We start from the raw sequence: 26,670 nt of genomic DNA, 5'->3' as shown, positions 1-26,670 counted from the left end.
ATTTGCTGAAGAAGGTCGAGGACCGAAGCGTTAGCTTGGTCAGGGGGTTGCCTGGGACCACGGGGTGGCATGCTGGTTGCTGAAGCTTAGGTAGGTCAAACAATGAGGAGCTCTCGCGTGATTGCCGCCAGCACCGCCGCCAGATCGTCTTGGTCCGACCAAGTGCGCGCCAAGCCCACGGTGCTCAACGACACGACATTACGCGACGGCGAGCAGGCACCTGGCGTTGCGTTCAGCACAGAGGAAAAGCTGGCGATCGCGCAGGCGCTGGCGCGGGCCGGAGTCACGGAGATCGAGGCGGGAACGCCGGCGATGGGCAACGAGGAGATCGCCGCCATTCGCGCCATTGTCGAAGCAGATCTTCCGCTGACCACCATAGGCTGGTGCCGGATGCGGGAATCGGATGTCGACGCGGCGATCGAAGCAAAGGTGTCCATGATCAATATGTCGATCCCGACCTCCGATGTCCAGATCGCGGCCAAGCTAGGTGGTCATCGCGACCTGGCGCTGGAACGGGTGAAGCGAGTGGTAGGCTATGCCTGTGCGCGCGGACTTGAGGTCGCCGTCGGTGGTGAGGACTCCTCCCGCGCCGACATCGATTTTCTCGTCAGACTGATGGCAACTGCAAAAGCCGCGGGCGCGCGTCGCTTTCGTATTGCAGATACGCTCAGTGTGCTCGATCCCGACGCAACCTACGCGCTGGTCAGGAATTTGCGTGCGACCACCGATCTGGAACTCGAATTTCACGGTCACGATGATCTCGGACTCGCAACCGCCAACACGCTCTCCGCTATCAAGGCTGGCGTGAGCCACGCCTCAGTGACCGTCATCGGGCTGGGCGAGCGGGCCGGGAATGCACCGCTCGAGGAAATCGCGGTCGCACTCAAGCAGCTCTACGGGCGCGAGACCGGCATCATACTCCCGGAGCTCGAGAACGTCGCCGCCGTGGTAGCAGCCGCGGCCGCACGTGCGATTCCTATGAACAAGGCGATCGTCGGAGAGCATGTATTTACGCACGAATCCGGCATTCATGTCGATGGCCTTTTGAAGGATCAACGCACCTATCAATCGCTTGATCCCGTTTTGCTTGGCCGCTGCAACCGCTTTGTGATCGGCAAGCATTCCGGACTTGGGGCGATCACCGCGTTACTCGATGAACTGCAGCTCGTCGCCAGCGCCGATCAAGCCAGACAGATTCTGTCGCAAGTCCGCAAATATGCCATCGAGCACAAGCGGCCGGTCGAGCGCGAAACCGTGGCGGCGATCTGGCGCGACGTGTGCGGATGCCTGGCAACCCACCCCGCGTGAAAAGCCGTGTCCAACAGCATTTGCGTCGACCATTCGCAAACCGACGCGCCGCAAGGACGGCGTCCGATGGCGCTGATGGGCGCGAACGGCGTCCAGCTTTCGCACGTCAGATCCCCTGGCGCGATCTCACCTCCAGATCTTACTTGCCCTTCCGCCATACATGCTGTGATCTCCTCCCCAATGGCGAGCCGTCCCCGGACTGCCAATCGGCGTCTTCTCGCGCGGCTGATTTCCGGTCCTGCGACCGTCCTGACGAGCGTCAACCTCGATCGCGGTTTGGCGATTGATCCCGGATCTTCATCGGAACTGACGTCGTCACCGGCGGACCTGCCGATCTGGAGCAGCGAAGTTGAGGGCCCCGCTTCCCGGAGTCAGTGTGCGAGGCAGGACGGCAGGAGTCAAAAGGAGCCGCCCCATCTCGTTAAACGTGCAGAGCTAATCCGAAGGAGGATTTTCGATGATCAACTCATCCCCGGCAGCTGGTATCCTGGATCGGCTCAGCAAGGCCTCGTCGGCAGAGGATTTTTTTTCGCTGCTTGGCGTCGATTACGACCCTAAAATCGTGAATGTCGCGCGCCTTCACATCTTAAAGCGCATGGGACAATATTTTGCCGAAGAGCAGTTTGCTGGTGCCGCAGAGCCGGAAATTAGAGCTCGGTGCAAGGCGATGCTGGAGCAGGCCTATGCCGATTTCGTGGCATCGTCACCGATCGACCAGCGAGTGTTCAAGGTTTTGAAGGATGCCGTAGCAGACCCTAAGAAGGCCGCGGCCTTTGTCCCGTTGAGCGAGCTGAAGTGATCTCGCGCTCCACTGCAAGCAAGGTTTGCCCGACGGGGCGCCGTGGCAACCCGATGTGCAGCCTTCGTCTTCATCCGGGTCAACTCTCTGCAGCGAAGACCCGAGCGACGCCTGTCGTATTCCCGACCCATGTCTGGACTGGTCGTGTCCACGGTATCAGCGGCTATTTCAAGTGTCTGCCAAACCATTACTTTCGACTGACTTTCAATGGTTTTTGCAACTGGTACGACACTTGCTGTTGTCCTGCCGATCCGATTATCGATGTCGATAGATTGGAGTCGTCCGAGATGAGATTGAAGGAAGACCCATGATGCTGCTTCTAGTACCCGCTGAGCGCTGCGCCATCATCTCGAACGATCGCGCCAGGTCCAGGAAACGGCCTTTGATGCGATCGGTCCACGGTGAGATGGTGGTCAATGGATAAGTCGCTCGTTCGCGCTACACCTGGAGAGGGTATGCACAGCTTCGTCCGCATCAAACCGGCTCCCGATTCCGCTCAGATTTGTATCCATCTCATGGCGGATAGCAACATGCGTCAGGAAGAGGGTCTGCGTCGGCCCATACGGGTTGTCGGCGCTGGAGGCTCGGCATGGATTGCGTGACAGGTGCGTTGCCGGGATCGCCCTCGTCGTCACAGTCAATGTGGAGCCGCTGGGCCGAAAGTGAGGGGCAGGTATGGCGCAGCGAACGGACTCGCCAACTCAGGCATGGAAGCGACCGGTCAGAATCACCGCGGCGCCCTGGCCGCCGCGGTGGTGCTCGTCGAACCCGGCGCGCAGGGATCCAGTGTGGAAGACCTCTCCAAATCCGGCTGGACCGGTACGTCTATCGCGAGGACGCGCCTTGTTGTGCGGCCGGTCGGACCAAGCAGACGGGGCAGAGCAGCCGGCCACTTGCTGACCAAAAGTGATCTTCTGTTAACGAAGCTAAACAGCAAGCCTGCGGCGCGGGCGCGCGTATTTTGAGGGGAACCTAGAGTATGAGCAATGTCACCAGAACGGCCATGCCGGCGGCGGGCGGCCGCGCAGCAGCCAAAAAAGAACTGCCGGAGCACTTTAAGGCGTATAAGCACGTCTGGGTCTTCGTCGAGCTGGAGCGCGGCCAGGTGCATCCGGTTTCCTGGGAGCTCATGGGTGCGGGGCGCAGGCTTGCCGACAGGCTAAAGGTGAACCTTGCCGCTGTCGTTATCGGTCCGGAGGGGCAGCACACACGTAACGCCGCGCTTGAAGCCTTTTGCTATGGTGCCGATCTGGCCTATCTCGTGAGCGACAATGTTTTGTCGGATTACCGCAACGAATCCTATACCAAAGCGCTAACCGAACTCGTCAACACCTATAAGCCCGAGATCCTTCTGTTGGGGGCGACGACGCTCGGTCGCGATCTCGCAGGTTCCGTGGCGACGACCCTGTCGACGGGGCTCACTGCCGACTGCACCGCGCTGGAGGTCGACGCCGATGGTTCGCTTGCGGCGACGCGTCCGACCTTTGGCGGCTCGCTGCTCTGCACGATCTATACCTTGAATTATCGTCCGCAGATGGCAACCGTCCGCCCGCGGGTCATGCCGATGCCTGAGCGCGTCGTACGCGATGCCGCTCGTATCATCGTCCATCCGCTCGGCCTTGTCGAAGATGATATTGTCACAAAAGTATTGTCGTTCCTACCCGACCGCGATGCAGAAACGTCCAATCTGGCCTATGCCGATGTTGTGGTTGCGGGCGGCCTGGGACTGGGATCGCCTGAGAACTTTCGGTTGGTGCGCGAGCTCGCAACTCTGCTTGGCGCTGAATATGGCTGCTCGCGTCCCCTGGTGCAGAAAGGGTGGGTTACGTCTGACCGGCAAATCGGCCAGACGGGCAAAACCATTCGGCCAAAGCTCTATATTGCCGCCGGCATTTCCGGCGCGATCCAGCACCGGGTTGGCGTGGAGGGCGCGGATCTGATCGTCGCCGTCAATACTGACAAGAACGCTCCGATCTTCGACTTCGCCCATCTCGCGATCGTCAGTGACGCCATCCAATTGCTACCGGCGCTGACGGCCGCATTTCGCGCCCGGCTTTTGCCGAATTCGCGCGCCCGGATCGCGGTCTAGAGGAGATAATGATGATTGAAGAGAGATTCGATGCGATCGTGGTCGGAGCCGGCATGGCCGGCAACGCGGCGGCATTAACCATGGCCAAACGCGGCATGAAGGTGCTGCAGCTCGAGCGGGGCGAATACCCCGGATCGAAGAATGTGCAGGGCGCCATCCTCTATGCCGACATGATGGAAAAGCTGGTCCCCGAATTTCGAGATGAGGCGCCGCTCGAACGTCACGTTATCGAACAGCGGTTCTGGATGATGGACGATCGCTCCCATGTCGGCATGCATTACCGTTCAGACGACTTCAACGAGGAACGGCCAAACCGCTACACGATTATACGCGCCCAGTTTGACAAATGGCTCTCTTCCAAGGTGCGGGAGGCTGGCGCGACCGTGCTGTGCGAGACGACCGTCACCGAGCTCGCACGGGACGAGCGTGAAAGGATCGTCGGTGTTCGTACAGATCGCCGAGACGGCGAAATACATGCCGATGTCGTCGTGCTAGCCGAAGGGGTCAATGGCCTGCTCGGCACGCGTGCGGGCCTGCGCGCGCGTCCGACACCCGATAACGTTGCGCTCGCGGTGAAGGAAATGCACTTCTTGCCCCGCGAGACTATCGAGGCGCGCTTCAATCTCAAGGGCGATGAAGGCGTCGTGATCGAGGCGGCCGGCACCATTTCCCGCGGCATGACCGGAATGGGTTTCATCTACGCCAACAAAGAGTGCATTTCGCTCGGCATCGGTTGTCTCGTCGCCGACTTCCAGCGCACGGGTCAGACGCCCTACGGCCTGCTCGATCAATTCAAGAGGCATCCCTCTGTGGCGCCCCTGATAGCAGGGTCCGAAGTCAAGGAATATTCGGCGCATCTCATTCCGGAAGGCGGGTACAAGTCGATCCCGCAGCTTTATGGGGAAGGCTGGGTCGTAGTGGGCGATGCGGCCCAACTCAACAATGCCATTCATCGTGAGGGCTCCAACCTCGCGATGACTTCCGGCCGCATCGCCGCCGAAGCGATAGGTTTGGTGAAATCGCGCGGCGAGCCGATGAGTGCAACAAATCTGTCGATCTACAAGAAGATGCTGGACGATTCCTTCGTAATCAAAGATCTAAAGAAGTACAAGGATTTGCCGCCCCTGATGCATACCCACTCACAAAACTTCTTTCTCACCTATCCGCAGCTCATCTCCAAGGCGATGCAAAATTTTGTGCGCGTCGATGGTACGCCCAAGGCTGAGAAGGAGAAGGCAACCCTGAAATCCTTTGTCAAGGCGCGGTCATGGGCGGGTTTGTTCGGCGATGCTTGTCGTTTTGCCCGGGCCTGGCGCTGACCGCAAAACTGTGAAGTCCAACAATGGAAGGCCAAAGCATGAATGTCGAACCCTCAATGCGCGTCGAAGACAAGCTGTATTATAACCGCTATCTTGTCGACGTCGGTCACCCTCACGTCAGGGTCCGCGCGCACACGACGCCGTCGCCGCAGCTACTTGCACTTTTGAAAGCCTGTCCCGCGCGATGCTACGAGCTCAACGACGATGGCCAGGTTGAGATAACTGTCGACGGGTGCATCGAGTGCGGCACCTGCCGCGTGATCGCCGAGCCAACCGGCGATATCCAGTGGAGTTATCCGCGCGGCGGATATGGGGTGCTGTTCAAGTTTGGTTGAGGATGAGGTGAATGTGCAGCGGAAGGCGCTCGCTCGAACCGACCTTAGAATCTCACCGCATCTTTCGCGCACTTTCGCCTCTGGCGCGGTGCGTGCAAATTTGAGCTAGGCACGCTTCCAAGGTGATGTCACGCAAGAGGTGCCTTGTGGGTATGACGCCCGTTAGGGACCCGCAAAGCACTGGTGTGGCGCCGCTGCGTGGCGCCACAAGGATCGGCCGGATGGCGGAGGAGGAATTAGGCCGTCGCCTGGCTCGGCCCGGTGGCCTCGATTGCGGTCGCCACTGACTGCACGATTGCAGCAGTGCGCACGGCGGTCTGTATCACTTCGGAGCTCACGCCCGCGGCTCGCAGCGTCTTCTCGTGGGCATCGATACAAGCACCGCAGCCGTTTATGGCGGAAACCGCAAGCGACCACAGCTCGAAATCCGACCTGTCAACACCAGGGCTTCCGATCACGTTCATACGTAGCCGTGGTGGCATCGTCTTGTATTCCGGGTTAGAGGCGAGGTGAACGAATCGGTAGTAGACGTTGTTCATCGCCATCACCGAGGCAGCGGATTTCGCCGCGGCAATCGCCACAGGCGTCATCACGGCGACCGCAGCCGATTCGATTGCGGCAATTACGGCTGCATTGCGGGTGGCGATCGCGCTCGCCAGCAGCAGCCCATATTGTCGCTGCGGCGAGAGCGTCTCATCGGCCACCAAGGACGTCAGATTGAGCCTGACGTCCTTGGCGAAATCGGGAATCGTTTTGCTCAGCTGTTCGATCGACAACATGCTGCCTCAAGCAACCTTCAGGGTTTGGCCGCCGATTTCGCGGTTGCAGGGACAGAGCTCGTCGGTTTGCAGCGCGTCCAGAACGCGGAGCGTGTCCTTAGGATTGCGTCCAACACTGAGATTGGTCGCATAGACGTGCTGGATGGTATTTTGGGGGTCAACAATAAAGGTGTAACGATAGGCAACCCCTTCGGGTGAACGCACCCCAAGACCATCGACGAGCGTTCCCTTTGTGTCGGCAAACTGCCATATTGATAGATTGTGCAGGTCGGCATGTGAGCGCCGCCAAGCGAGCTTGCAGAACTCGTTGTCAGTCGAACCACCCAGTACAACCGCACCGCGGTCGGCGAAATCCTTGGAAAGCCGGGCAAACTCAGCGATCTCTGTCGGGCAGACGAAGGTAAAATCCTTCGGGTAGAAGAAGATGATCTTCCATTTTTCTGGAAAGCTCGTTTCGGTCAGCGTCTCGAATGCACTCTGTCCTTCTTCTTCCTGCGTTTGAAAACCCGGCTTCACGCCTGTGATTTCGAACGGCGGCAACTGACTTCCAATTCCGAGCATGCTGTCCTCACAGATTTGCTTTTTGTAGATCGTGACTTCACTGTTGAAGCAAACGACATGCCATCCGTTTTCAGGAGTGGATTCCAGCGGCTTTGGTGCAGGCATGCTCGCGCGCTTGGAGGGTCGCTAAGTTATAAAAAATGTGTAGCCGAGCGCTTCCTTGCCCAAGCTTCAACTGGTTGACAGTCGTATGAAGCATGAAGCTATACAGAACTCACGAGAACAGTCTTGAACCGCCTGAGATGTTCGCCTGCAAGCGTCTGGTCAAAGCCCGTTCTGCGCCCTCAGAGCAAGCTGCCTCATCTCCGCATCAACGTGCCGAATAACTGTCGGCCTGTCGAGATGTAGTGGAAACACTGAACCTGACGGAGCCGCGAGGTTTTGTAGAATCTGGCGCAAACAAGAGCGGCTGTATCGCCGGGACAACCGATTGCGCTAATAAGGCGGCAGATGCTCGCCGTTGCCAATCAAGGTGCGAGTAATCATAGGCAACGGCGCCTCGCGCATTGAGGCGCTTGAAGCGGCGGTAGATCACCAAGCTCGAGGATTTAGCGGATTTTGAAACGCGTTGGAAGCCAACCAGGCTCGGCGCGGCGGCGATGGGGTTTGAATTTCACGTAGCGTCAGGTTGTACAGTCTGGATGCGGCCAACGCTCTGAAGCTTCATGATCATAAGGAGAGACTTCAACGTCTCCAGATTATAGGTGCATTGGAGCGTGTGGCTGTGCAGACACGACCCGGTTTGTAGCGGTTGTGAGGACATTGCGTGAAGAATTGAAGATGAAGCAGAACTTACAGTGCAAGTCTCAAATCCCGGAACGTCCTCCAAGACGGGATTGGAACAACCAATATTGATGCCGATATGTGCCGCATACGACATTGCAAAGGATGAGTGTGCGAATGCCGTCGTTTTTCGGATGAGGCGAGTATTTGTCGTCGACCGGCCGGCACTGCAAAACCGACTGAGGGGTTGATGTTGGCTTGAACTGGTTAGCGCGCGCAGCTGGTCGAGCTGCGACATCGCGCCATTGAAGGTCCGCAATCAGCACGCTCGCAAGGCATCACGGTGGCATAGAGTGTGGGAGCGGACGCCAAAGCTAAGGCTGTTTTCCGAGGCGGCGAAGGAGTCTGATGGGCGATGTCGGAGCCGACGTGCTCGACAGTCTCACTGTCGTCATCAAGCGGGCCGGTATCGTTGTCCCCAAATAACCGCAGCTGGAGCTGAAGGCCCCGCTGCGCGCCACGCGCCTTGAGATATCGCACCACCACTCCTCCAAGGATGGACGATCTCAAGGCAGCAGCGTGCCAACGCCCGCGGTGAAGGTTCGCCAGTCGGCAAGGCATTTCTTCGGAACGGCTGTCAGGACTGGTACGCCTCGGGTGATCGCGTCAACGAATTCGGCGCGCAGGCCCCGGCCAGCTGCTTCTTGTTTGGAGAATTTGTTGATCACGAGGAGATCGATCTTGTGGCGAAGTGCCTGGGAAACGACGGTTGCGGCCTCGGCAAGCCCAGTTGTATCGAGATTACAGGACATAGCTCCGCTGCCGAGTGGCTGGGAAATCGAGATCTCTTGTCCCGTCGCAACGTCGATTGCGAGCATGACGTGCGTGCCATTTGCGCGCCTCGAGTGTCACTGCACGATGCCGCCGATGCGTACGCCTTGCTGCGCGATATCCTGAGCGAAATCTGCCAGTAGCGTATCGACATCGTCTTTTGGACGGTAGAGAATTGCCCTCACACTGTTCGGATCTATCTCACGCAAATTATCAATCACGACCGGGATCCTGTTGATGTGTTTTCTCGTATCGGGGCATAGCTGTCGAACGGTCTCATGCGGATGTGCCAGGCGTTGCAAGCAACCGCTCGGCAGCCGCGAGCGGAACGGCGCGCGCAACCTCCGCGAATACGTCCGCTCCATTGCTGAGCCGTAGCGCGTCAAACGAGCGGCGCGTGATGCGCGCCAAAAGCGGCACGCCAGAACGGCCAGTTTCAAGAGCCAGAACCAAGGTGACCTCAGCCTCGTCGAACGGCAGAGAGGCTTTGATGCGCGCCGGAAATACATTGAGGATAGAGCTTGCACGCGGGGGCTCGCACGCAATGCTGACGTCGCCGGCTGCGATGCGCAGCCGCAGCTGCGCGCCCGGCCTACGCGGCACTCCAGGTATCAGAAGGCGCGCCCCCTTGAGGCGGAGCATGATCAGCCCATAGCGTCCGTCATAGCCGCCGACCACGGTATCAAGACAGACTGCCGCTTCGCCGCGCCTGGCAAGCGCTGGATCGCTCTGAACGACATTGAGCGGCCCGGCCGCAGTCACGACGCCATCTTTCATCATGACAAGATGATCGGCAAAACGCTCGATATCAGCGATGTCATGGCTGATGTAGATCATCGGCAATTGGAGCTTTTCCCGCATGCGCTCGAGAAATGGCAGGATCTCGCATTTTGCGGAGCGGTCGAGCATAATGAGTGGATCGTCCAGCAAAAGCAGCCGAGGCTGGCGTAACAGCGCGCTGCCAAGGGCAAGTCGCTTCCGCTCGGCCGCGGAAAGATGTGATGGCGAACGCTCGAGCAGTGGCGCCAACGCGAGCAATTCGACCACACCATCAAAATCGATCAGTGTCGGTGTCGATATTGACGCGTTGTATAGAAGAGCGCGCCGTACAGACAAATGAGAAAAAAGAACTGGGAGCTGGAACAGATATGCGACGGGACGCAAATGAGGCGGTCGAAACGTCGTATCATCCTGCCAAATCTCTCCATCGATCGCGCAGAATCCGCCCGGCAGACGCTGCACGCCAGCGATGCAGCGCGCGAGTGTGGTCTTGCCGCACCCCGGCGGACCAAAAATCGCTGTGACGCCTTTGGCTGGTAGGCTGAATTGCGCATCTAGCGGAATGTTTGCGGGAGAGCCGTTGAAGGCAACCTCAATATAGCCCGTTCTTGCTTCTCTCATGAACCTGCGCCTGTGCTGTATCTTCCCATCCAAGTCACGAGCACAATCGCTGCAATGGAGATGATGGCGATGCATGCGACAATCCAGTCTGTGCCGCTCCAGCACAGCGTCTCTGCTCGCGTGAGGGCATAAGATGCGTCGGCGGACTGCAGATCGGTGTCAAAACCAGAGGCTTGTTGAGCATCTCCGCGCCACGAGGATCGTGACAATCGGACGGCGCTGCCCGGTGCGCTTGCCAATGAGAGGCAAAGCGCCTTTCCAGCAGCGCGAGGGTCTCAGCCTGGTTGGCCGGGCCGAGGGCTTCTGCTGAATGTCCAAATGGCGCGGCTTGAGAGGTTTGACCGTGAAGATGTCGGCTCACGCCAGAGCTGAATACTGGCTCGGTGTCGGAAATCAGCATCAAGGATCCCACAGCTTTCGTAGCCGATTTGAAGTTTGCGCTGGTCGCCATAGGCATGGCCCGTGCATTCTCGGGTGCGAGCAGCATCAAAGCCAGATCGATCAGGATGAATCGGATAAGCCTCATTGGAACTCCGGATCCGCCGCGACCGCTTCCTTCGCGGCAACTGGTTGATCCCTACCCAGCAATCCGCGTGCCGTTTCAAGGAATATCTGCGCGTCTAGCGGCAAGGGCGGCTTTGTATCGGTCTCCACCCGGTGTCTTAACTCGCCGCGTTATTGTAGGGCTTTGGGCGCTCGCATCACCAACCGAACATGTAGGACCTACGAGATGGAAGCTGAGGATGAGATGTGGGTATGCCCGTCTCAGAACGATGCCGGACGCTGAAAGTGCTTGAATCGACCGTAGCGTCAGGTTGTAGGCATTGCGAAGCAGAACGCCATATTGAGAGCCAGCATCGCCACAAAAGCGCTAAACGGCCGATCTCTGTTGTATCTCGGTTTGCGCAATGAGCGTGTTGCGCGTGGCGGGACGATGATTCGGGAGCCCATAGTAATTGCGTCGGCCCCGCAACAGCGAGGCAGTGGCTGCCGAGGCGGCCCAATCCGGTAAACAGATTTATGCTCGCGGGGCAGAGAACAATAGTGAAGGATATGCGGCTTAAGAGAGGTTTGGTGAATCAAGAGCGACGAATGGGCTGGACTTGCAATTCGCATCGCTGTGCAGCCGCCCTCGCCGCGATCGCGATCGCAACGACGTGGTGCACAGGACACGCTCGTGCGCGAGATCGGCGGGCCGAGGAAGTCTTGACGTCGTGCAGAGCAGACGTGATCCGCTTCTGTGACCACTTTACAGGGCGTAGTGATGTGGACGTAGCCATGTTTTGTCTTAGGGACAATTTCAAGAACTTGCGCGGTGAATGCCGTCGCATGATGCCAACCGCGGCGGAGAGAAACGACGGACCCAGACGACGTCTCAACAGGCTTCCGGTCGTCATTCATCGAGAGTAAGGCGTCCGAGCGGCAGTGAGGTGTCAGACTGACGGGCGCCGGAGTTCGGCCAGCTTGGTGGCCGACAGTCGATCGGGCTGAAGCATCAGCCTGCCGAGCCGCAGTTCATCTATCAGGGGGACTGAGCTCCGTGAATCGATTGGCCTCGATCAGCGATCGATAGTGCGCCCCACGATTGTTACAAGGTTGTACTGCGCTCCGAATTTCGATTTCGTACTGCAGCAGTTGCGCTTTATTCAGCGCTGCAGCCATTCGCCGACTTTGAGGCCGTCGTGAGATTGCCATCGCCTCGCTGTACTGCTCGGAAAGGCAATCTGCGTAAACTGTGGCAGTTACGGCCGGACATCTGCTGGAATCCGTGCTGCCCATCAATCTACGGCGTTATGGTCGGCAACCAAGTATTTTCCGAAAGATGGCTAAATCGGCGATAACTGCAAATGATTGGCGGAATGTTAGCGTTGGAGGTATGTTCCATCGCAGTCTTCCTTAAATTCAGCTTGGGATTTGCTTGGTCTCGACTGCCGGACTCAAGGTACAGATAGAGCTAGGAAACCTCTATTGTTAGCCTCCCATCGGCTTCCCGAAAGAACCGCTTGATGCCATTGCGGCGTTCTCGATGGGCGCTTCAGGGGAGTCGCTTCGCCCGATCGTGGTGCTCTTGGCCGAATACACTTTAGGGCTCAAGGTCAAAGGAAATGCCGTCAACAAGAGCCGTTCAAAGGCAGAAAGCTGTTCAAGCAGACGCTTCTCAACGGCCTTGCGCTCCGCGCCAGGTAGGTCCCTTTTAAGTAATCGACGGCAGCGCCAGATTTCGGTCCGCAGCCATCTGATCTCACTTAATGTATCATCAATTGAAGTCATCAAGATGTGGTTCACTTCGTCCCTGGAGTATCAAGCATGGCGATCGTCATCGAGCGGCCATTCCTTGGCTCCGCATTCCTGCCGAATAATTGCATCCGAGGACTTGCGATTTCCGGCCCCTTCTTTCGGCGAGAAGTTCGATGTATGCAACTCTTAGCATCAATATCACCCTACACCGCGCGTGTGACGAGAAATTGCGGCAGATCCTCGCGGTTTCACGGCACTGCGATCGTGTGCCTTGAACAATTCCTGCGCTCCACAGGATTTATTGGTGCGCGAACAAAAACCGAGAACCGGAGAGCAGTTAAATCCATGTCCGACACGCAGACGGCTCAAGCAGGAGCTATTAATGCACAACGCATGTCCCCATGGTGATGGCGGCGGAATTTGCAAGCGTTGGACGGCTTTATTACCTGTTCAGGCGCTGGGCGGGACCTGATTTGGGCCACAGCTCGCGACCCGAAACGTAGCGATGTCGAGTTCTAGCGGCCGAAGCGGGTAAAGCGGTAACGGCTTCATTGCGATCGCCTCCTCTCTGATGATGGTCAGTCCCGCGCTGCTACCGGGCATTCGCAATCGCTTACCTGATAAAAAATTTATGCGCGAGGTGGACCTCATCAACAACATGGGAAAGCCATGGGGGCGATCGTTTGAGGAAGGCGAGCCTGCCTGACTGCGATCCTCGGCACGCGCCACCCAATCAAAGAAACGCACGCGCCGGGGTTGGGATCTCGGCAATCCGAGGCAAGTGTCGGCTAGACGCAGTGTCGAGCCAAATGAGCATTCCACGGACAATCATTGCTATCGACATCCGCTGTGCACAATCGGCCTCAGAAGACCGATTTAATAGCTTGAATCTCACGCTGCGACAGGTTGTAGACTTGCTGATGCGTAAAAGATAAGGGCCGCTTGGCAGGCGTTGATGGCGCATCGCAAATGGAGCCCGAGGGGGGGCTGCTGATTGCCAGTTTTCTCGCATGCGGGCGATGGCCAGGAAAGGCATTTGCATCGTCGGCAAGGGGCGCCGGGCCAGCCGTTGTCAAGTACACGGACCAGTTGGAGTCGCGAGATGGCATGGATGATGGAATGATACAGCAGCAGAATATCGCTGACCCCAGCCGTAATTGCGCTTTTAGCGGTCCAGCGAAAGCCGCTGGGTGAACAGCCCGCGCTCGCAAGTAAGTACTCCAACGGAATAGACGGTTCATATCCGGCCAGAGGCGATGACCGGCAGCACTGATGGCCGCACAGAGCGCTGCGGTGAAAGCTCGGAAGGGTCTTATGTCCTTTCAAACCAGCCTCACGAGGGCGCTAGGCGAAATCGACCGCGCCAGCGACATTGTTGAATTTTCAACAGTGGTGGTCACGCGCGACAAGCAACTGCGCAACGTCGACCATTCGGTGTTCCAGCAAAAGGCGGCGGTTGAGTTTCAATCTAGATTTCTGCCGAGTTTCGAGGAAAGCATCCGCGCTGGAAGATCGTGGGGCTACACCACGACATGCAACGCGTTGAGCCGAAATGCGGGAGGTCAGGCCGGCCGGGACGTTTGCGAGAGAATAGCTTCTCGTGTGTCGCAACTTGACGACGTTCTGATTGGGAAGGTCGGAATTAGGGGCCCTTTCCATATTTGCAGCATCATTCGGTCGGCACTCCAAAAGAGCGGAATGCCGCTGTGGAGCTATCAGAATCGTGCAACTCACGCTATCTGAAGCCGTGCGCCTGTTCTGAGGAGAAGCGGTCCGAGCAGTGAGGTAACCCACCAAATAAATCTCTCGATTACAGCGTTCAACGGGCATGAAGCTGCAATGTCGAAGACGACTATCCTTCGCAGCGACACCCTCGCGATGTCGTGGCCAAAGATTACAGAACTGAACAAAAAATCAGAAGGACTAGGTCTTGAGCCAGGCGGAGAATGACGTCGTAGAGCACATGCTCTCGTCATTGACGACCAGCTTGTTGCAGAATGGTATCGCGCCCTCTGACGAGCAGGTGATGCATCATTTTGGGTTAGCTTGCGAGAGAGCGGGACTGATCGCGACGGAGGAGATAGCAATACGGATATTGAAACGTGTTTCACGCGAGATCAACGAGGCGCAGTCGATGCTCGAGTTCATTGATCGCGGCGCGGATCGACTACATTGAGCTCGACATACAGAAACTCTTGTCGCACCAGTGCAGATGCAGCTGTTCGATCATTCAGTCGAACGCGTACGGGTCAAGTGCCGCCTCATCCGCGCTTGCCCGACGAGATCTGCGACGGTGAGCCGAGGGGGAGGGCCGGACTTCGTGGCCGATCTCAAAATGGCGCTGGGAACTCGTTCATCGGAGAAATTTAGCGAGCCCGTGTTGTTAAGATCGGGTGCGCGCCGCGTCTCGTAGGAGGCCGAACGGCATTAGGCGCGATGCGCTACAGCTTTTTAGCTCAGCTATTTACATAAGCGTTTGAACGCAGCGGGAAGTAGGCTCGCCTTGCCGCCGCAAGCGACGGCAAAGTTGTCGGCCTAAGCGTCCCGCTGCCGGCGTGCCGGCACCCGGCGACCAGTCGGTCCAGCTCGAAGTGATTCGTCTCCGGAGCGCTGAGCCTAAGGTTGAGAAATTGATGGGGCCGTCCAGTTTCGTCACTACGTGATCCGTCAGCTTATCGACAGCTAGCTCTCGTATCATGAAAGTCCACTTGCTGGCAGGCCCGGCTCAATGGGCGCAGATCTGGCAGGGGACACTCCAATATCAGCCGATCCACAAGCGAGACTTCGCCTGGGTTCGCTGTGTCCGAAGTTACTCGGTCGCACTCGCAGCAGCGTATTCGCGCCAGCCGTGCGTGACGCCCCGCTGTGTGATCGCACCTTATTGCAGTTAGCCGGTGGAGCGTGGTGGGGATTACCGGTTCAAAGATGCGCCGCCCCGGCGCGTTCGCTTCATTTTGTACCGAAAGAGACGACATCGATGAATGCAGAACAGCTCGGCGTTGGTACTCCTTCCGCAACTTCCGACCGAACCGGGCTCTCCGGCCGCATCGCAGTGGGGAGAGGCCTTGACGGACGTGCAGGCGGCTGCTGCCGAGGCGGCTACGTCGCGGGACGAGGTGTTGACGGACCGGGCTACCGAAGACGGGCAGGGGCAACATGAGGATGGGCAACAGGCGGTAAGTCGAACGAGGACTTGGCGCGGCACGGGTGATCTCAATGAGCCGCTTAGACCTGTCGTGTCTGTCCCTGACCGCCTTGTCGGCGTCCATTCTGGCCGGGTGCGCCGCCTGAATGTCGACGACAATCAGCTCAACAGCCTGCCCGAGACCCTTCCGGGCAGCCTCGAACGGCTCTACGTCAGCAACAATCGGCTGACCAGCCTACCCGAGCTTTCAGCTGGCTTGCGGCGGCTCTATGCCATCAGCAATGGGCTGACGCGCCTGCCCGCAGAGCTGCCGCTGGGATTGCGTCGGCTGAATGTCAACAACAATCAGCTGACGGACCTGCCCGAGCCTCTTCCGGCCGAGCTCGAATGGCTCAGCGCCAGCCACCCGGCTGACCAGCCTGCCTGAGACGATCCCGCCCGAGCTGCTGTGGCTCGGCGCCAGCAACAACCAGCTGACCAGCGTGCCCGAGACCCTGCTGACGCCGTTAAGCCGTGACTCGAGCGTTGATCTGGAGAATAATCCGCTCGCCGATTGGATGCAGGCCGGCCTGGCAACAGCGATGCATGCCGGACACTATGCCGGCCCGCAGGTTTTCTTCTCGACCGCGGATGGAGCGGCGGAAGTTCAGCCGCGGTCCCTGCAAGAGGTTGCCGCGGACTGGCTCGAGGGCGAGCCCACGGCAATGGCCACTTGGCAGCACTTAGCCCGTGAAGCGGGGGCCGCGGACGATGCACGCTTCCTCGACAGGCTCCGGGGCACCGTAAACTATGGCAACGAGGCGTTCCGCCAGGCCGTCGCCGAAGAGTTGCGGCAGGCACCCGTCAGCCCGCGTTTGCGCGAGCAATATTTCGAGTTGGCTTCGGGAGCGAACGCGAGCTGCGAAGATCGCATTACTTTGGCCTGGAACGGCATGCAGGCCGCACGCCTGAACGCTGATGTCGAGGACGGCGTCCATGACCGGCGACTGGCGAACTGCTCCAACACGGCCGCGTCATGTTTCGCTTGGAAGCGCTGGACGGAATCGCGCGCCAGACGGTCAACTCGCTTCGTCGCGCCGATCCCGCCGCGGACGTCGATGAAATCGAGGTCTATCTTGCCTACCAGACCCAGCTGCGCGACCCGCTCGAGCTGCGGCACATCGCTCCCGACATGCGCTTCATGAACGTCTATCACGTGACCGAGGACGATGTAGCCAGCGCCGAGGCATCAGTGCGGAATCAGGAAGCGGCGGAATTTCCGGACTATCTGGCAACGCGCTGGCAACCGTGGGAAAGCGTGACGAGGCCGCATCGCGCCCGAACATTATACTGCCATGCAGGAGCGGCTCGTCGACGCGATGGGCGAAGAGTTTCAAACCCGTCTGAATCTCCGACTGGCCAAGGAAGGTTTGACAGGCGATGCCGATGCCGAGCGAGTGCTCGGAGTCCAGATCCGAAACGAGATCGCCCGCGAGATCAAAAGCGCGGTCATGCACCAGGTGCTCGGGAAACTCGGCCTTGATCTATGAGCCTCCTCTGATGGAAGGGCCCGTCGATCCGCCTAGCCGCTCACAAGGTGGAGACGGTCATCGATCCTTTCGAGGACGGCGTGTCTGCATGAGCCATTCGGCGAATGAGCTGCCGTCAATTGCCGGTCGCGTGGTCCGTGCGGACGATCACGGTAAGATGCGCAATCCACCTGAAGATTCGCATACCGCAATTCATGCGTTCGCGTCCCGTTGAGAACGCCATTGAAGACTACTCATAGGCCGGACGAATAGATGGCGAGCAGGTCGAATCTCAAGTAGCCCTTGTGCAACGTAGGCTGTCGATATCCGTCCCCCGAGATCGATAGGACTTTCGCAGCATCACACTCGAATCCAGATCGCGAAACATGCTGTAATTCCGTCGGATCCATTGATGCAGCTCGGTGGACCAGTCCTTCTCGTTGCGCAGATATCCAGTGAAGGAAAAGCTAAGCCGGTCTATATATCTCTTGAGGAACAGCGGAAGCGCGGGAATCCGAAGCACCCGCTCGCCATCCATCGCTTCAGGTAATCCGCCGCGCAGCACAAATTCATTGTGGACGGTGACCAGTGACGCCGGCGGAATTCGCCGCCGCAGCATTTCATAACCGCGAAAGGAGATGCGGTCAGCGCCCGCGACGAAGAGGATGATAGGGGCGACATAGCAGCGCGCCGTCTCCTTCATGAAGCCGATCTCGTCGCACATCTTGAAGAATTCGTCGAAGGCGTGAAAGCCGAGATCGATTACCTTTGGTACCCGATCGTGGATGACAAGAGGGTCCATCAGCTGCATCTTGCCGTAAGTGTCGATCACATCCGCCGTCTCCGTGATGTTGGGGAGGTAGTCGAGCAATGACGGCTCTTTCAAGTTGACATCAAACGACAGCGCTGTGCCGTTTTTCAGCAGCAAGAACTCGCTCATGGCCCGAGCGATGAGAGTTTTGCCGACCTGCGGGCTAGGAGAGCAGATGATGTAGATGGGCGTCGCTAACATAGCCGGCAGATCAACTTCGTTTCGTACGCAGGCCAGACCCGAGGTCGCCGAATATGCGACTACTTCTCGCCGGCCCGGGTGGCGGACTTGGCGCCCGCCAATTCCGTCAAGTTGATGCGATCAAATTCACTCCAGACATTTGCCAGCCAGTGCCGGACATAGCCGCGCAGCACGAAGGAGTTGTTCGCGGGTTCATCGTTCCGCCCCTTGTTTGCGACGAAGTCTATGAATGGGACGGATGCGACTTCCACCTGCTCATAGGCCATCTCGTTAAGCTTCGGTATGACCAGCTCAGTCGCGTGTTTGATGCGGTGAAAATAGGAATTATATGTCGCTTGATCCCACTGGAAGAATTGAGTGTCGTTGATGAAGTTCTTGACTAGGTAGTACTTTGCGCCGCTCATGAAGGTCGCGGTTTCCGCGATCTCGTCTAGCGAAGCGATGGATGATCCCAGGATATGGAACACGGCAAATGTTATCTGGCCAGACCGCGCCGAGTCCAGAAATCCGATGTCGCGCAAGGAAGCCAGCGCAGAGGACAGTAAGCCTGCGCGAGCATCGATGACAGTGACGGACAGCCCTGAGTTCAGGGTGTCGAAGATCTTCATCTGGTCCGCCGTCGTCGTCATGTCGACGATCTCGGTGATCTCGGGATAAAAGCGCTTCAGCGTTCCGCGTGGCGACTCCGTGTCGAATGCGCGTGTTTGCACGTTGTTGACGCTGAAGTAGTCCAGTAGCGTTCGTGATACGGTCGTCTTGCCGACACCTCCCTTGTCCGCACCGACCACAATTACAACTGGCTTCACCATAGAAATCTCCTGAGACACTCGCTATCGCGGCGCGCAAAGTACGCAACCGGCGCATCTCTGCTTTGGGTGCGAACATGGCAGAAAGAAGGGGCAATGAACCTTCGATGCGAGAGCTCTGCAACCGATGAACGTTTTCAACATCAAGCGAGTGACGTCCTTGGATCGCAACGACGATGCAGGCCGAGAATGGGGAGTAAATCACCTGTACTGGTGATCTACGTGAGGTTTTGTAAACGGCTGGAATGCGCGCCGCCAAGAATCAGCGGCTGCCTGTGGTGATCGTTGCAAGTTATCTATCGCTGCCGCTATCTAGATTGGCATGAAGCGGCCGAATCTTACGTAGCGTCTGATTGCGAGCTCGGTGGAAGCGCAATCGAGGCGGTGCTACGCGGTCCGACTATGACTTGGCAGATCATCAAGGGTATGCTGGATCAGATCGCCGTCTTTTCGGCAGACAGCGAAGTGGCTGGCCAATCACTGAGAGATGACCCTAAACGACCGAACTCTCACTCTGCTGAAGAATATCGAGATATGCGAGCGCTGATGCTGACGCAAATAGCAAGCATGCATCTGTTCGCGCCGAGCGAGATTATCGTGTCATGGAGAACAAGATCGAAGTGTGAGCGGGGCGCGCCGGCGCCAGCCGACCAGGGTAACGCAACTCGAGCACAACTGAATGCGATTAAGGCGGATACTTACTGCAACGACCGAGGGAGGCGTGGAAAATAGGAAGTGTCGACCTCATTGCTGCCGCCGAAGGCCGCCGAAAGTAGCGATCCCCTGCCGCCGCGAAGAGCTCCGATCAGGCGATCGCTGGTCAGGCCGGAAATGAAAAGAAACTAAGAACAAGCCATTTGGGAAGCGTTATTTCCACGTCTGTGCCATTCCCCCAAATGGCACGACCACAGTGGAAGCTCTGCCTCAGCGTAGCCCCTGCCGAGGCCGTTTTGCTTGGTGATAGCTCTATTTTTGCATTTCGCTACCCTGAAGACTTCAAGCCGGACTGCCGCCTTGTTTGGCAAAGCGATTGAGCAAAAGCGGCACTCGAGCGGCCGCATGGTAACTGCCCGATGATCGCATATCTCCGCGGGCTAAAGGCGGGTGGCTAGACGCACTCTGCGCGCAACAGGGAGGCGCTTGCTAAGCGCCTGGGCTGCTAGAAAGTCAATTCGGTGGCGCCGTCGGGGCGGCGCCTAGCTGCTCGGCGCCTGGCGGGGGTGTTGTCCCCGCTGGCATGGTGGTCGGCCGCGATGCGTCCTTTGGGGGGCGTCCGACGATAATTGTGAGCAGACCCCCGCCCCACAACCGCTGCGCTGCTCTCTTGGCGTCCTCCAACGTCACCCCATCGACCACAGCGTTGTGCTTTTCGAAATAGTCGATGGGCAGCTTGTCAAGCTGATGCTGCAACAGCGTTCGCGCAAGCTTTGATGATGTGTTGAGAGCCAGCGCTTGCGAGCCCTTCAGGTAGGACTTTGCATCATCGAGTTCCTGCTGAGTCGGTCCTTGCTCGGCGATGCGGCGGACCTGCTTCTCGATTTCGTCGACCGTTTCGCCGGCACGATCGGTGCAGGTGCCGCTACTGCCGAGAAACATGGCTGAATGATCCAACCAGACCAGGTGCTCACGGACGAAATAGGCCAGTCCGCGCTTCTCGCGGACCTCGCGGAACAGGCGCGACGTCAGGCCGGCGCCGCCGAGGATGTGGTTAACGACATAGGCGGCCATGAAATCGGGCTCGCTGCGACCGACAGCTGGACCGCCAAAAGTCACAACCGTCTGCGGCACGTCGAGCGGAATAAAGACCCGCTGCGGCGGCTTTGCTGCGACGACTTCGGGAACCGGCGTCGCTTCCGCTTTGGTTGGCAGGCAGCCAAAGGACTTGTCGAGCAGTTTGCAGAGGACCGCTGGATCGACGTCGCCGACCACCGCGATTTTGAGCGTGTCTTTCGCGATCACGCGTCGGACATAGCCCTTGAGATCCGCGACCTCGATCTTCGGCACGCTTTCCAGCGAGCCTCCGGCTGGGCGAGCATAAGGATGATCGTTAAAGGCGACTTCGTGGAACTTGCGGTGGGCCAGAGACGAAGGATCGGTCGAGTCGTGCCGAAGGCGCGCAAGCACGGTGGCACGGATCCGTTCGACATCGGCCGCGTCGAAACGCGGCGAGGTTAGCGCCATCCCTAAAAGGTCGAAGGCTTCGTCTGCGTTGTCCTCGAGCGTGCGCAAGGAACCGCGGAAGTGATCATGGGTCGAGTGAAAATGCAGATCAATGGCACGATGGTCGAGCCGCTCATGAAAGGTCTTGAAGTCAAGCCCGGCGGACCCTTCTTTCAGCAGGCCAGCCACCAGGTGGCTTACCCCAGGTTTTCGAGAGGGGTCCTGAGTCGCGCCGCCGGTGAAGGCATATTCCATCGCGATCAACGGGACAGTGGAATCCTGCACGAACCAGGCTTCTATACCGCAAGACGAAACCAGGCGCTTGATCCTGGTCCGGGCAAGCGTGCCCCCGGCGGCAAGCAAATTTGGCGAAGCGAGCATCGCGATTGTGAGCGAGGCTCCCCCGAGGAGGATCTCACGTCGTGTGCAAGGATGATTCATTAGATCTTCTCCCCGGGTTTTGGCGTGGACTCTTTGATGAGATAGCCGGTCACCGCTCGTTTCTTGTCGAACCATTTCCGCGCGGCCTCGTGCACCTGCTGTGCACCGACCGCGCGGATGCCGTCCGGCCAGCCTCGAATATCGTCGATGGATAGTCCCGTTGTCAGGCCGCGGCCATAACAGTGCGCGAGCATTTCGTGATTGTCCTGGGCGTAGGTTACCCGCGCGATCAGCCGCGTCTTGACCCTTTCGAGATCCTCGGTGCTCGCGGGATTACGCGCAATGTCGGCGATTACCTCGTCGATGGAGCGCGCGATCTGGCTGAGTTTGATGCCAGGTTTTGGTACGGCAGAAATCGCGAATAGCGAGGAATCGAGCGCGGCAGAGTGATAGCTCGCGCTCGCAGTGACCGCGAGCTGCTTTTCGATCACCAGCGAGCGATAGAGATATGAGTTGACGCCGCCGCCCATCAACTGCTCGAGCACGTCAAGCACTGCACCTTCGCCGGCGGCCCCGGTGCGAGCCGACGGTACAAGATAATAGCGGTGCAGGGCTGGCTGCTCGACGCGGGCATCGGCCAACGTCACTGTGCGCGACGCGGCCGGCGTCGGCTCCTGCGGGCGCAGGCGTTCCAGGGGAATCGATGGTTGCGTGGGGATGCAGCCAAATGTCTCCGTCACCATCGAGCGGATTTCCTTGGGGGCGACGTCTCCAGCGACAATTAGGATCGCGTTGTTCGGTGCATAGAAGCGCTTGTAGAAGGTAAGCGCGTCCTCTCGGGTAAGCTTTTCGATTTCATGGCGCCACCCGATAATTGGGCGACCGTAGGGGTGGTTGAGGTAAAGCGCCGCCATCATCTGCTCAGCGAGCCGTTCACGTGGATGGTTGGCGATGCCCTTATTGAACTCCTCCAGCACGACGTCGCGCTCCGACAGCACGTTCTCATCTTTGAGAATGAGACCGGTCATGCGGTCGGCTTCAAATTCCATCATCTTGCCGAGGTGCTCGCGCGGCACGTGCTGGAAGTAGCTGGTGTAGTCGAATCCGGTGAAGGCGTTCTGATTGCCGCCGGCACGCTGCACGGCCTTGGAGAATTCATTCGCCGGATATTTGGAGGTACCCTTGAACATCAGGTGTTCGAGAAAATGCGCAACCCCCGATTTGCCAGGCGGCTCGTCGGCGGAACCGACCTTATACCAGATCATCTGAGTCACAACGGGTGTGCGATGATCCGGGATCACGACCACCTGCAAGCCGTTCTGAAGCGTGAAGCTAGCTGGTCGATCTGATCTGACCGTGTCGGCAAAGACGCTATCCTCATCAGGAAGGTATACGTCGGTATGAGCATCTATTCTGTGCTCGACCGTCGGCGCCGTGCGCGTCGTCGAGTCGGAGGCTTTGGCGGCGGTACCTCCCGCCTTGGCGGTGACCGAAATCTCGTTCTGCATGGCATCGCCTTTCGTTCCATACTGATCGACGTTCATGGCGGGCAGATCCGACAAAGCGGGGAGCCGCACGTCGTTTGCCAAACAGCAGAGCAAAGGCCGGACCAATTGCTGGAGTGGCGTACTCACGGCCGCGCGCACGCCAACTGGACACAAAACAGAACCAGCGCGTACTATTCTGGCCAAAGGTGATCCGTCGATATGTCGTGAACACTACATCGCGCACCACGCGTCAGGACAACTTGGCGTCAACTGACAGAATGGAAAACTTGCAGATAAGGTGGATTGATCGGCGATGTGACGCCGGTGCAACTTTCGCCAGGCTCGCTGTTACACGTCTCGCTCTACACGATGAGTGGCTTGGCAATATTTCTTATGGTCGCGAGGCGGGAGTCGGCGAGCAGCTCCTTGGAGTACACTGCGCCGAAGTAGTCCAGGACGAAGGTGCCAGAATAGCGTAGATTATCGGCCGCGCGGATTAGGTTATCGAGAATTGTGCCGACTTGGCCAATGCGGTCGCGATAGCGGGCGCGGATAACGTTAACGGCGTTCATCGAGTGGACCGCCTCGTCGGCAATTACCTCCCGCAGCCAATGATGGAACGTAGTGTTCCCAAGTGTGTCATAAAAAGGCTTTTCTGCTGCGTAGGCGCGGCAAGTGCACATCTCATCAAATGCGATCATAACCATTAGGGAGAATTCGTCCTTCAGGTGTTCAAAGATCGGACCAAAATCGTGAGATCGAGCGTCCAAACTCTCCCGAAGATCCTTTTCGGATCCATTAGCGACAAGTTCAATGATCCTTATGAATCCGTCGGTGTGGCGCTCTTCGTCAATCGCCCAAGCGTTGAAGAATGCCGCAGCTTCATGGGAAGCGATAAGATTTCTCGCCACTAATTCTTGTTTCAAATACCGGGCGTCATATTCCGTGTACAGATCAGGCCACAATTTGTCCCAACGTGCGCGGACAGTCGACGGCTCGGCGGCGAACATCGCTGGCGTAAGAGCATCGAATAATTCTTTTGGACTCCAGTTCCGTCGAAACGGCGTGATCATCCGAGTGCCCCTAATCGCGTACCGTGCGAGCGCTCCGGCGCAACATTGTTGTCATCTGTTGTCAGCCGTACGCTCGCACCGCATATGCTACAAACAAACAAGAGATGCCGTCGTCTCCTTGTTTTGGTAGGCTGATGGCCAGAGGCCTTTCGGCCGGCTGACGCCTCCTCTTGAATGGCGCAGGAGCCCTTCGTGATGTACACGGCCGCAAAACCAAGGACACTCGTCATTGCCAGTCGCCGGTCCAACACGGCCTCACCTGACTCCGGCGGGCCCACCATGCTGACAGGCACCATAGTTTCAGCACTGGGTAGGACTGCGGCACGTTTTGAAGCACAATTGGCGGCACACGTGGCATCGGATGCGGGGGCCCGGGCACCAATCGGATGTGGATCAAGGGGTGGTTAGTCTGCGTCCCAAGAGATCCCGGCCGTTAGCCTCGTTCCCATAGCCGTTTACTTTTCGGCAGTTGCGGTGATACTACTTGAGATGAGCATCGATGAGTATCTCTGGCATTCTTCGATACCGTTTAACTCTCGGCGAATCCCTTTGCACTCCCGCCGCGCAAGCGCACCGCCTAAATCAAGTAAACCGAGCCACGGAAGGTTATGCGATTACCTACACCACCTAGTAGATCGCCTAGGTCGAGATTAAGAGGATTTGTCGCTAAGCAGCATTTCGGTTTTCGACCGGCGAGGTAAACAACTGCTCAGTCTCGCTAGCTTCGATGAGACGGAGGAAGTAACAGTTGCGTGCCGTTTGCTGTTTATGGAGGCAAAGGGATGCCGACAAAGCACCGGCCCTCTCGGTCCTTCAAAACACCAATAAACGGATTGCTCATTACTCCTGAGGATTCGAAAGACAGGCCAGATCACAGTCATCTGATGGAGATTGCAAGCCGAAATGTGCCTCGTTCCCGTTAGCTATTTCTACATTCCGCTATCCAACCAATAAACTGAGACAACGGGGGGCAGAAGCGCCCGGATGGAGCACTGCCGAGCCGGGTTTTATGTGGATGTGCTCCTTGTGGAAGACCTTCATTATCGGCCCTCTCATGCCGGCAAGATTCTGCCAACCATTCACGCCTTCCACTCCGGCCGCTAACGGATCGAAAACGGTTTTCGAGCAAGTTCTTGCCCGGGATAGCAGGGGAGGAGATCCACACATGACCGGACTGGCCGTTATGGAAAACGTGCGCCGCTATCGCGCGATAGCTTCGTTGTGCCGTCAGTCCGCCGCTTTTCGGCCAATCCAACGGGACTCATTACTAGCGCAAGCTGCAGAGTGGGAGGAACGCGCGATCGCGGAGCTCGAGAGATACTTTAGTTCCTCGGCCGTATGTGTTTTCGTTGACGGCAGCGGGCGCTTCGCAGATCCACGATCGAACAATAAGTAAGGTTCACGAGGGAGAACGGTGGCCAGGTGATCCGGTTGCGCAAGCCAGTCCTCGTGAAATCATGTCGGCGTTGGCGCTACTATCTTCAGCTGCGGAAAAGATATAAGCTGCCTGCTCGCGCATTTGGCATCCTTGTTCTTGTTCCACTCGTCGCCCTGCTTGGCGGGATCAGGCGCGATCATCGAGCCACTTACGTCAGCAAAACCCAACGCTGCTGCGCGAGCTTTCGCTGGGCGATTGAATATGTAGAGAGGACGAGCGGTTCGTCGCCATCGAGCCGGAGCTGACGGTCCAGGAGGATATCGCCCTGGGTTGTTGGCCAGCGGATGACCTTGAAATCTATCGTCGAGGTGCTTTCATCTCGTCCAGGAAAGTTATCGCGCTCGACGGAAGACTTTGAGAGTCAACCACTGGCGGCTCGGAAACGAGCGAGTACGGCGGGGGTGCCATCGAAGATCGATCCGGGGGAAGAATTCGAGGGCGCCGAATTCTTTGTAGAGACTATGTCCTGGGAACGTTTGACTATCAGTTCAGTACGAGCCATTGTTCGTGGGTCCGTCGCGGATACACTTGGCGTGTGGTTGGGTTACTGGTGTGGTTATACATGCCGGTTTCATTTACGAACTGTCGCTTCGCAGGGAATTTAACTCTTGAGCCTCCACGGCAGCTGATAATCGGCTAGCTGTCGGTAGGTGACAGAGAGGCACCGAGCAACTGCGACCCGCTCTTGCTCGTTGCTACTCTAATGGTACGATGCGTGCCGGCCATCCGTTTGCAGTTGTGGGCTCGGATTGCCGTTCTGCGTCGTCCCTTCAAGGGCGAGCGACAGCTTGAGATTGTTGCTCAACATCGGATTTTCCGGGTCAATTGCCAGAGCTTGGCGGTATAGCGTTTGCGCCTCGTGATGGCGGCCCTGGTGATCGAGCACAACACCTTTGGCATTCAGTGCGCGCAGGTCGCCGGGTGCTGCAAGCAAGATGTTGTCGAGCACCTCAAGCGCCTCGTCAGGGCTTTCACGCATCAGCAGGGCCCGCGCAAGAGGAATCGCCGCATCGACATTGTCCGGTCGTTGCTTCAGCGCATCGCGCAAAGCCTTCTCGTCAGCATCCCGACTGAGGGCGTGAGAGATGCGCTCGCGCATAGCTGGATCGACCTCCTTGGCCCCAACCAGCTCTGCCGTAGACGTCGGCTGCTGTGAAAGACCCGAGTTGTGCGAGTTAGCGCAACCCGTGAGCACAATGGCAAGCATGGGAAGAAAGGCCGAGCACGAATCGCGACGAAAGTTACGCCGGCGCCGCCGAACGTTAATCTTACATGAA

21 protein-coding genes and 2 pseudogenes are annotated in these 26,670 nt (G+C 58.1%); 11 read left to right on the top strand and 12 right to left on the bottom strand.

The window, feature by feature from the left end:
* The first annotated feature begins 117 nt into the window (after nucleotides 1-117).
* From nifV to P6U29_RS35795, 5 genes are all read left to right on the top strand, one after another.
* Nucleotides 118-1,308, top strand: a complete 1,191-nt coding sequence (gene nifV, locus P6U29_RS35815; RefSeq protein ID WP_407114873.1) for a homocitrate synthase — start codon at nucleotides 118-120, stop codon at nucleotides 1,306-1,308.
* Nucleotides 1,309-1,765: 457 nt separating this feature from the next.
* A complete protein-coding gene (gene nifW / locus P6U29_RS35810; RefSeq protein WP_407114872.1) occupies nucleotides 1,766-2,107 on the top strand; it encodes a nitrogenase stabilizing/protective protein NifW in 342 nt (113 codons plus the stop codon).
* Nucleotides 2,108-3,086: 979 nt separating this feature from the next.
* Nucleotides 3,087-4,196: an electron transfer flavoprotein subunit alpha/FixB family protein gene (locus P6U29_RS35805; protein ID WP_407114871.1), complete on the top strand. Its 1,110-nt coding sequence runs from the start codon at nucleotides 3,087-3,089 to the stop codon at nucleotides 4,194-4,196.
* Between the two features lie 11 nt (nucleotides 4,197-4,207).
* On the top strand, nucleotides 4,208-5,515 hold the full coding sequence (locus P6U29_RS35800; protein ID WP_407114870.1) for an FAD-dependent oxidoreductase: 1,308 nt from the start codon (nucleotides 4,208-4,210) through the stop codon (nucleotides 5,513-5,515).
* A gap of 38 nt (nucleotides 5,516-5,553) precedes the next feature.
* The gene (locus P6U29_RS35795) at nucleotides 5,554-5,850 is read left to right on the top strand and encodes a ferredoxin family protein (protein WP_407114869.1); all 297 of its coding nucleotides are present in this window, start codon (nucleotides 5,554-5,556) and stop codon (nucleotides 5,848-5,850) included.
* A gap of 236 nt (nucleotides 5,851-6,086) precedes the next feature.
* On the opposite strand, the gene P6U29_RS35790 is transcribed toward P6U29_RS35795, so the two are convergent.
* From P6U29_RS35790 to P6U29_RS35765, 6 genes and pseudogenes are all read right to left on the bottom strand, one after another.
* Nucleotides 6,087-6,629 (bottom strand): carboxymuconolactone decarboxylase family protein, encoded by a 543-nt coding sequence (locus P6U29_RS35790; protein WP_407114868.1) that lies wholly within the window; start codon nucleotides 6,627-6,629, stop codon nucleotides 6,087-6,089.
* Between the two features lie 6 nt (nucleotides 6,630-6,635).
* Nucleotides 6,636-7,190: a peroxiredoxin gene (locus P6U29_RS35785; RefSeq protein ID WP_407119517.1), complete on the bottom strand. Its 555-nt coding sequence runs from the start codon at nucleotides 7,188-7,190 to the stop codon at nucleotides 6,636-6,638.
* Between the two features lie 1,289 nt (nucleotides 7,191-8,479).
* Nucleotides 8,480-8,929 (bottom strand): annotated as a pseudogene (locus tag P6U29_RS35780) (DUF2478 domain-containing protein).
* A 91-nt stretch (nucleotides 8,930-9,020) separates the two neighbouring features.
* Nucleotides 9,021-10,145, bottom strand: coding sequence for a molybdenum ABC transporter ATP-binding protein (gene modC, locus P6U29_RS35775; RefSeq protein WP_407114867.1), 1,125 nt, complete (start codon nucleotides 10,143-10,145; stop codon nucleotides 9,021-9,023).
* 34 nt (nucleotides 10,146-10,179) lie between these two features.
* Nucleotides 10,180-10,671, bottom strand: coding sequence for a hypothetical protein (locus P6U29_RS35770; RefSeq protein WP_407114866.1), 492 nt, complete (start codon nucleotides 10,669-10,671; stop codon nucleotides 10,180-10,182).
* A 1,445-nt stretch (nucleotides 10,672-12,116) separates the two neighbouring features.
* The gene (locus P6U29_RS35765; protein WP_407114865.1) at nucleotides 12,117-12,431 is read right to left on the bottom strand and encodes a hypothetical protein; all 315 of its coding nucleotides are present in this window, start codon (nucleotides 12,429-12,431) and stop codon (nucleotides 12,117-12,119) included.
* A 1,224-nt stretch (nucleotides 12,432-13,655) separates the two neighbouring features.
* Between P6U29_RS35765 and P6U29_RS35760 the strand changes: the two genes are divergently transcribed.
* The 5 genes and pseudogenes from P6U29_RS35760 to P6U29_RS35740 all read left to right on the top strand — a co-directional run bounded on the left by P6U29_RS35760 (nucleotide 13,656) and on the right by P6U29_RS35740 (nucleotide 17,057).
* Complete coding sequence (locus P6U29_RS35760) at nucleotides 13,656-14,126, top strand: hypothetical protein (RefSeq protein ID WP_407114864.1); 471 nt, start codon at nucleotides 13,656-13,658, stop codon at nucleotides 14,124-14,126.
* Nucleotides 14,127-14,313: 187 nt separating this feature from the next.
* Nucleotides 14,314-14,559, top strand: a complete 246-nt coding sequence (locus tag P6U29_RS35755; protein WP_407114863.1) for a hypothetical protein — start codon at nucleotides 14,314-14,316, stop codon at nucleotides 14,557-14,559.
* A gap of 889 nt (nucleotides 14,560-15,448) precedes the next feature.
* The gene (locus tag P6U29_RS35750) at nucleotides 15,449-15,955 is read left to right on the top strand and encodes a hypothetical protein (protein ID WP_407114862.1); all 507 of its coding nucleotides are present in this window, start codon (nucleotides 15,449-15,451) and stop codon (nucleotides 15,953-15,955) included.
* 130 nt (nucleotides 15,956-16,085) lie between these two features.
* Nucleotides 16,086-16,780 (top strand): annotated as a pseudogene (locus P6U29_RS35745) (NEL-type E3 ubiquitin ligase domain-containing protein); the annotation flags it as partial.
* 82 nt (nucleotides 16,781-16,862) lie between these two features.
* Entirely contained in the window at nucleotides 16,863-17,057 is a 195-nt protein-coding gene (locus P6U29_RS35740) for a hypothetical protein (RefSeq protein WP_407119615.1), read from the top strand.
* Between the two features lie 271 nt (nucleotides 17,058-17,328).
* Here P6U29_RS35740 and P6U29_RS35735 read toward each other — a convergent pair whose 3' ends face one another.
* From P6U29_RS35735 to P6U29_RS35715, 5 genes are all read right to left on the bottom strand, one after another.
* Nucleotides 17,329-18,048: a hypothetical protein gene (locus P6U29_RS35735; protein ID WP_407114861.1), complete on the bottom strand. Its 720-nt coding sequence runs from the start codon at nucleotides 18,046-18,048 to the stop codon at nucleotides 17,329-17,331.
* A gap of 59 nt (nucleotides 18,049-18,107) precedes the next feature.
* The gene (locus P6U29_RS35730; protein WP_092302639.1) at nucleotides 18,108-18,857 is read right to left on the bottom strand and encodes a hypothetical protein; all 750 of its coding nucleotides are present in this window, start codon (nucleotides 18,855-18,857) and stop codon (nucleotides 18,108-18,110) included.
* Nucleotides 18,858-20,021: 1,164 nt separating this feature from the next.
* Nucleotides 20,022-21,455 carry a M16 family metallopeptidase gene (locus P6U29_RS35725; RefSeq protein ID WP_407114860.1) on the bottom strand — a complete coding sequence of 478 codons (1,434 nt, stop codon included), beginning with the start codon at nucleotides 21,453-21,455 and terminating at the stop codon, nucleotides 20,022-20,024.
* Nucleotides 21,455-22,903 carry a M16 family metallopeptidase gene (locus P6U29_RS35720; protein ID WP_407119516.1) on the bottom strand — a complete coding sequence of 483 codons (1,449 nt, stop codon included), beginning with the start codon at nucleotides 22,901-22,903 and terminating at the stop codon, nucleotides 21,455-21,457. The genes P6U29_RS35725 and P6U29_RS35720 overlap by 1 nt, the downstream gene beginning before the upstream one ends.
* A gap of 341 nt (nucleotides 22,904-23,244) precedes the next feature.
* Entirely contained in the window at nucleotides 23,245-23,955 is a 711-nt protein-coding gene (locus tag P6U29_RS35715; protein ID WP_407114859.1) for a hypothetical protein, read from the bottom strand.
* Nucleotides 23,956-25,120: 1,165 nt separating this feature from the next.
* On the opposite strand from P6U29_RS35715, the gene P6U29_RS35710 reads away from it, so the two are divergent.
* Nucleotides 25,121-25,351: a hypothetical protein gene (locus tag P6U29_RS35710; protein ID WP_407114858.1), complete on the top strand. Its 231-nt coding sequence runs from the start codon at nucleotides 25,121-25,123 to the stop codon at nucleotides 25,349-25,351.
* A 742-nt stretch (nucleotides 25,352-26,093) separates the two neighbouring features.
* On the opposite strand, the gene P6U29_RS35705 is transcribed toward P6U29_RS35710, so the two are convergent.
* Nucleotides 26,094-26,492, bottom strand: coding sequence for a tetratricopeptide repeat protein (locus P6U29_RS35705; protein ID WP_407114857.1), 399 nt, complete (start codon nucleotides 26,490-26,492; stop codon nucleotides 26,094-26,096).
* Between the last annotated feature and the right edge of the window lie 178 nt (nucleotides 26,493-26,670).

Origin of the sequence: Bradyrhizobium sp. LMG 9283 (assembly GCF_045571415.1) — a bacterium.
Classification (GTDB): Bacteria; Pseudomonadota; Alphaproteobacteria; order Rhizobiales; family Xanthobacteraceae; genus Bradyrhizobium.
Note: the sequence above shows the minus strand (reverse complement) of the source record. Positions and strands in the feature narration are given on the sequence as shown.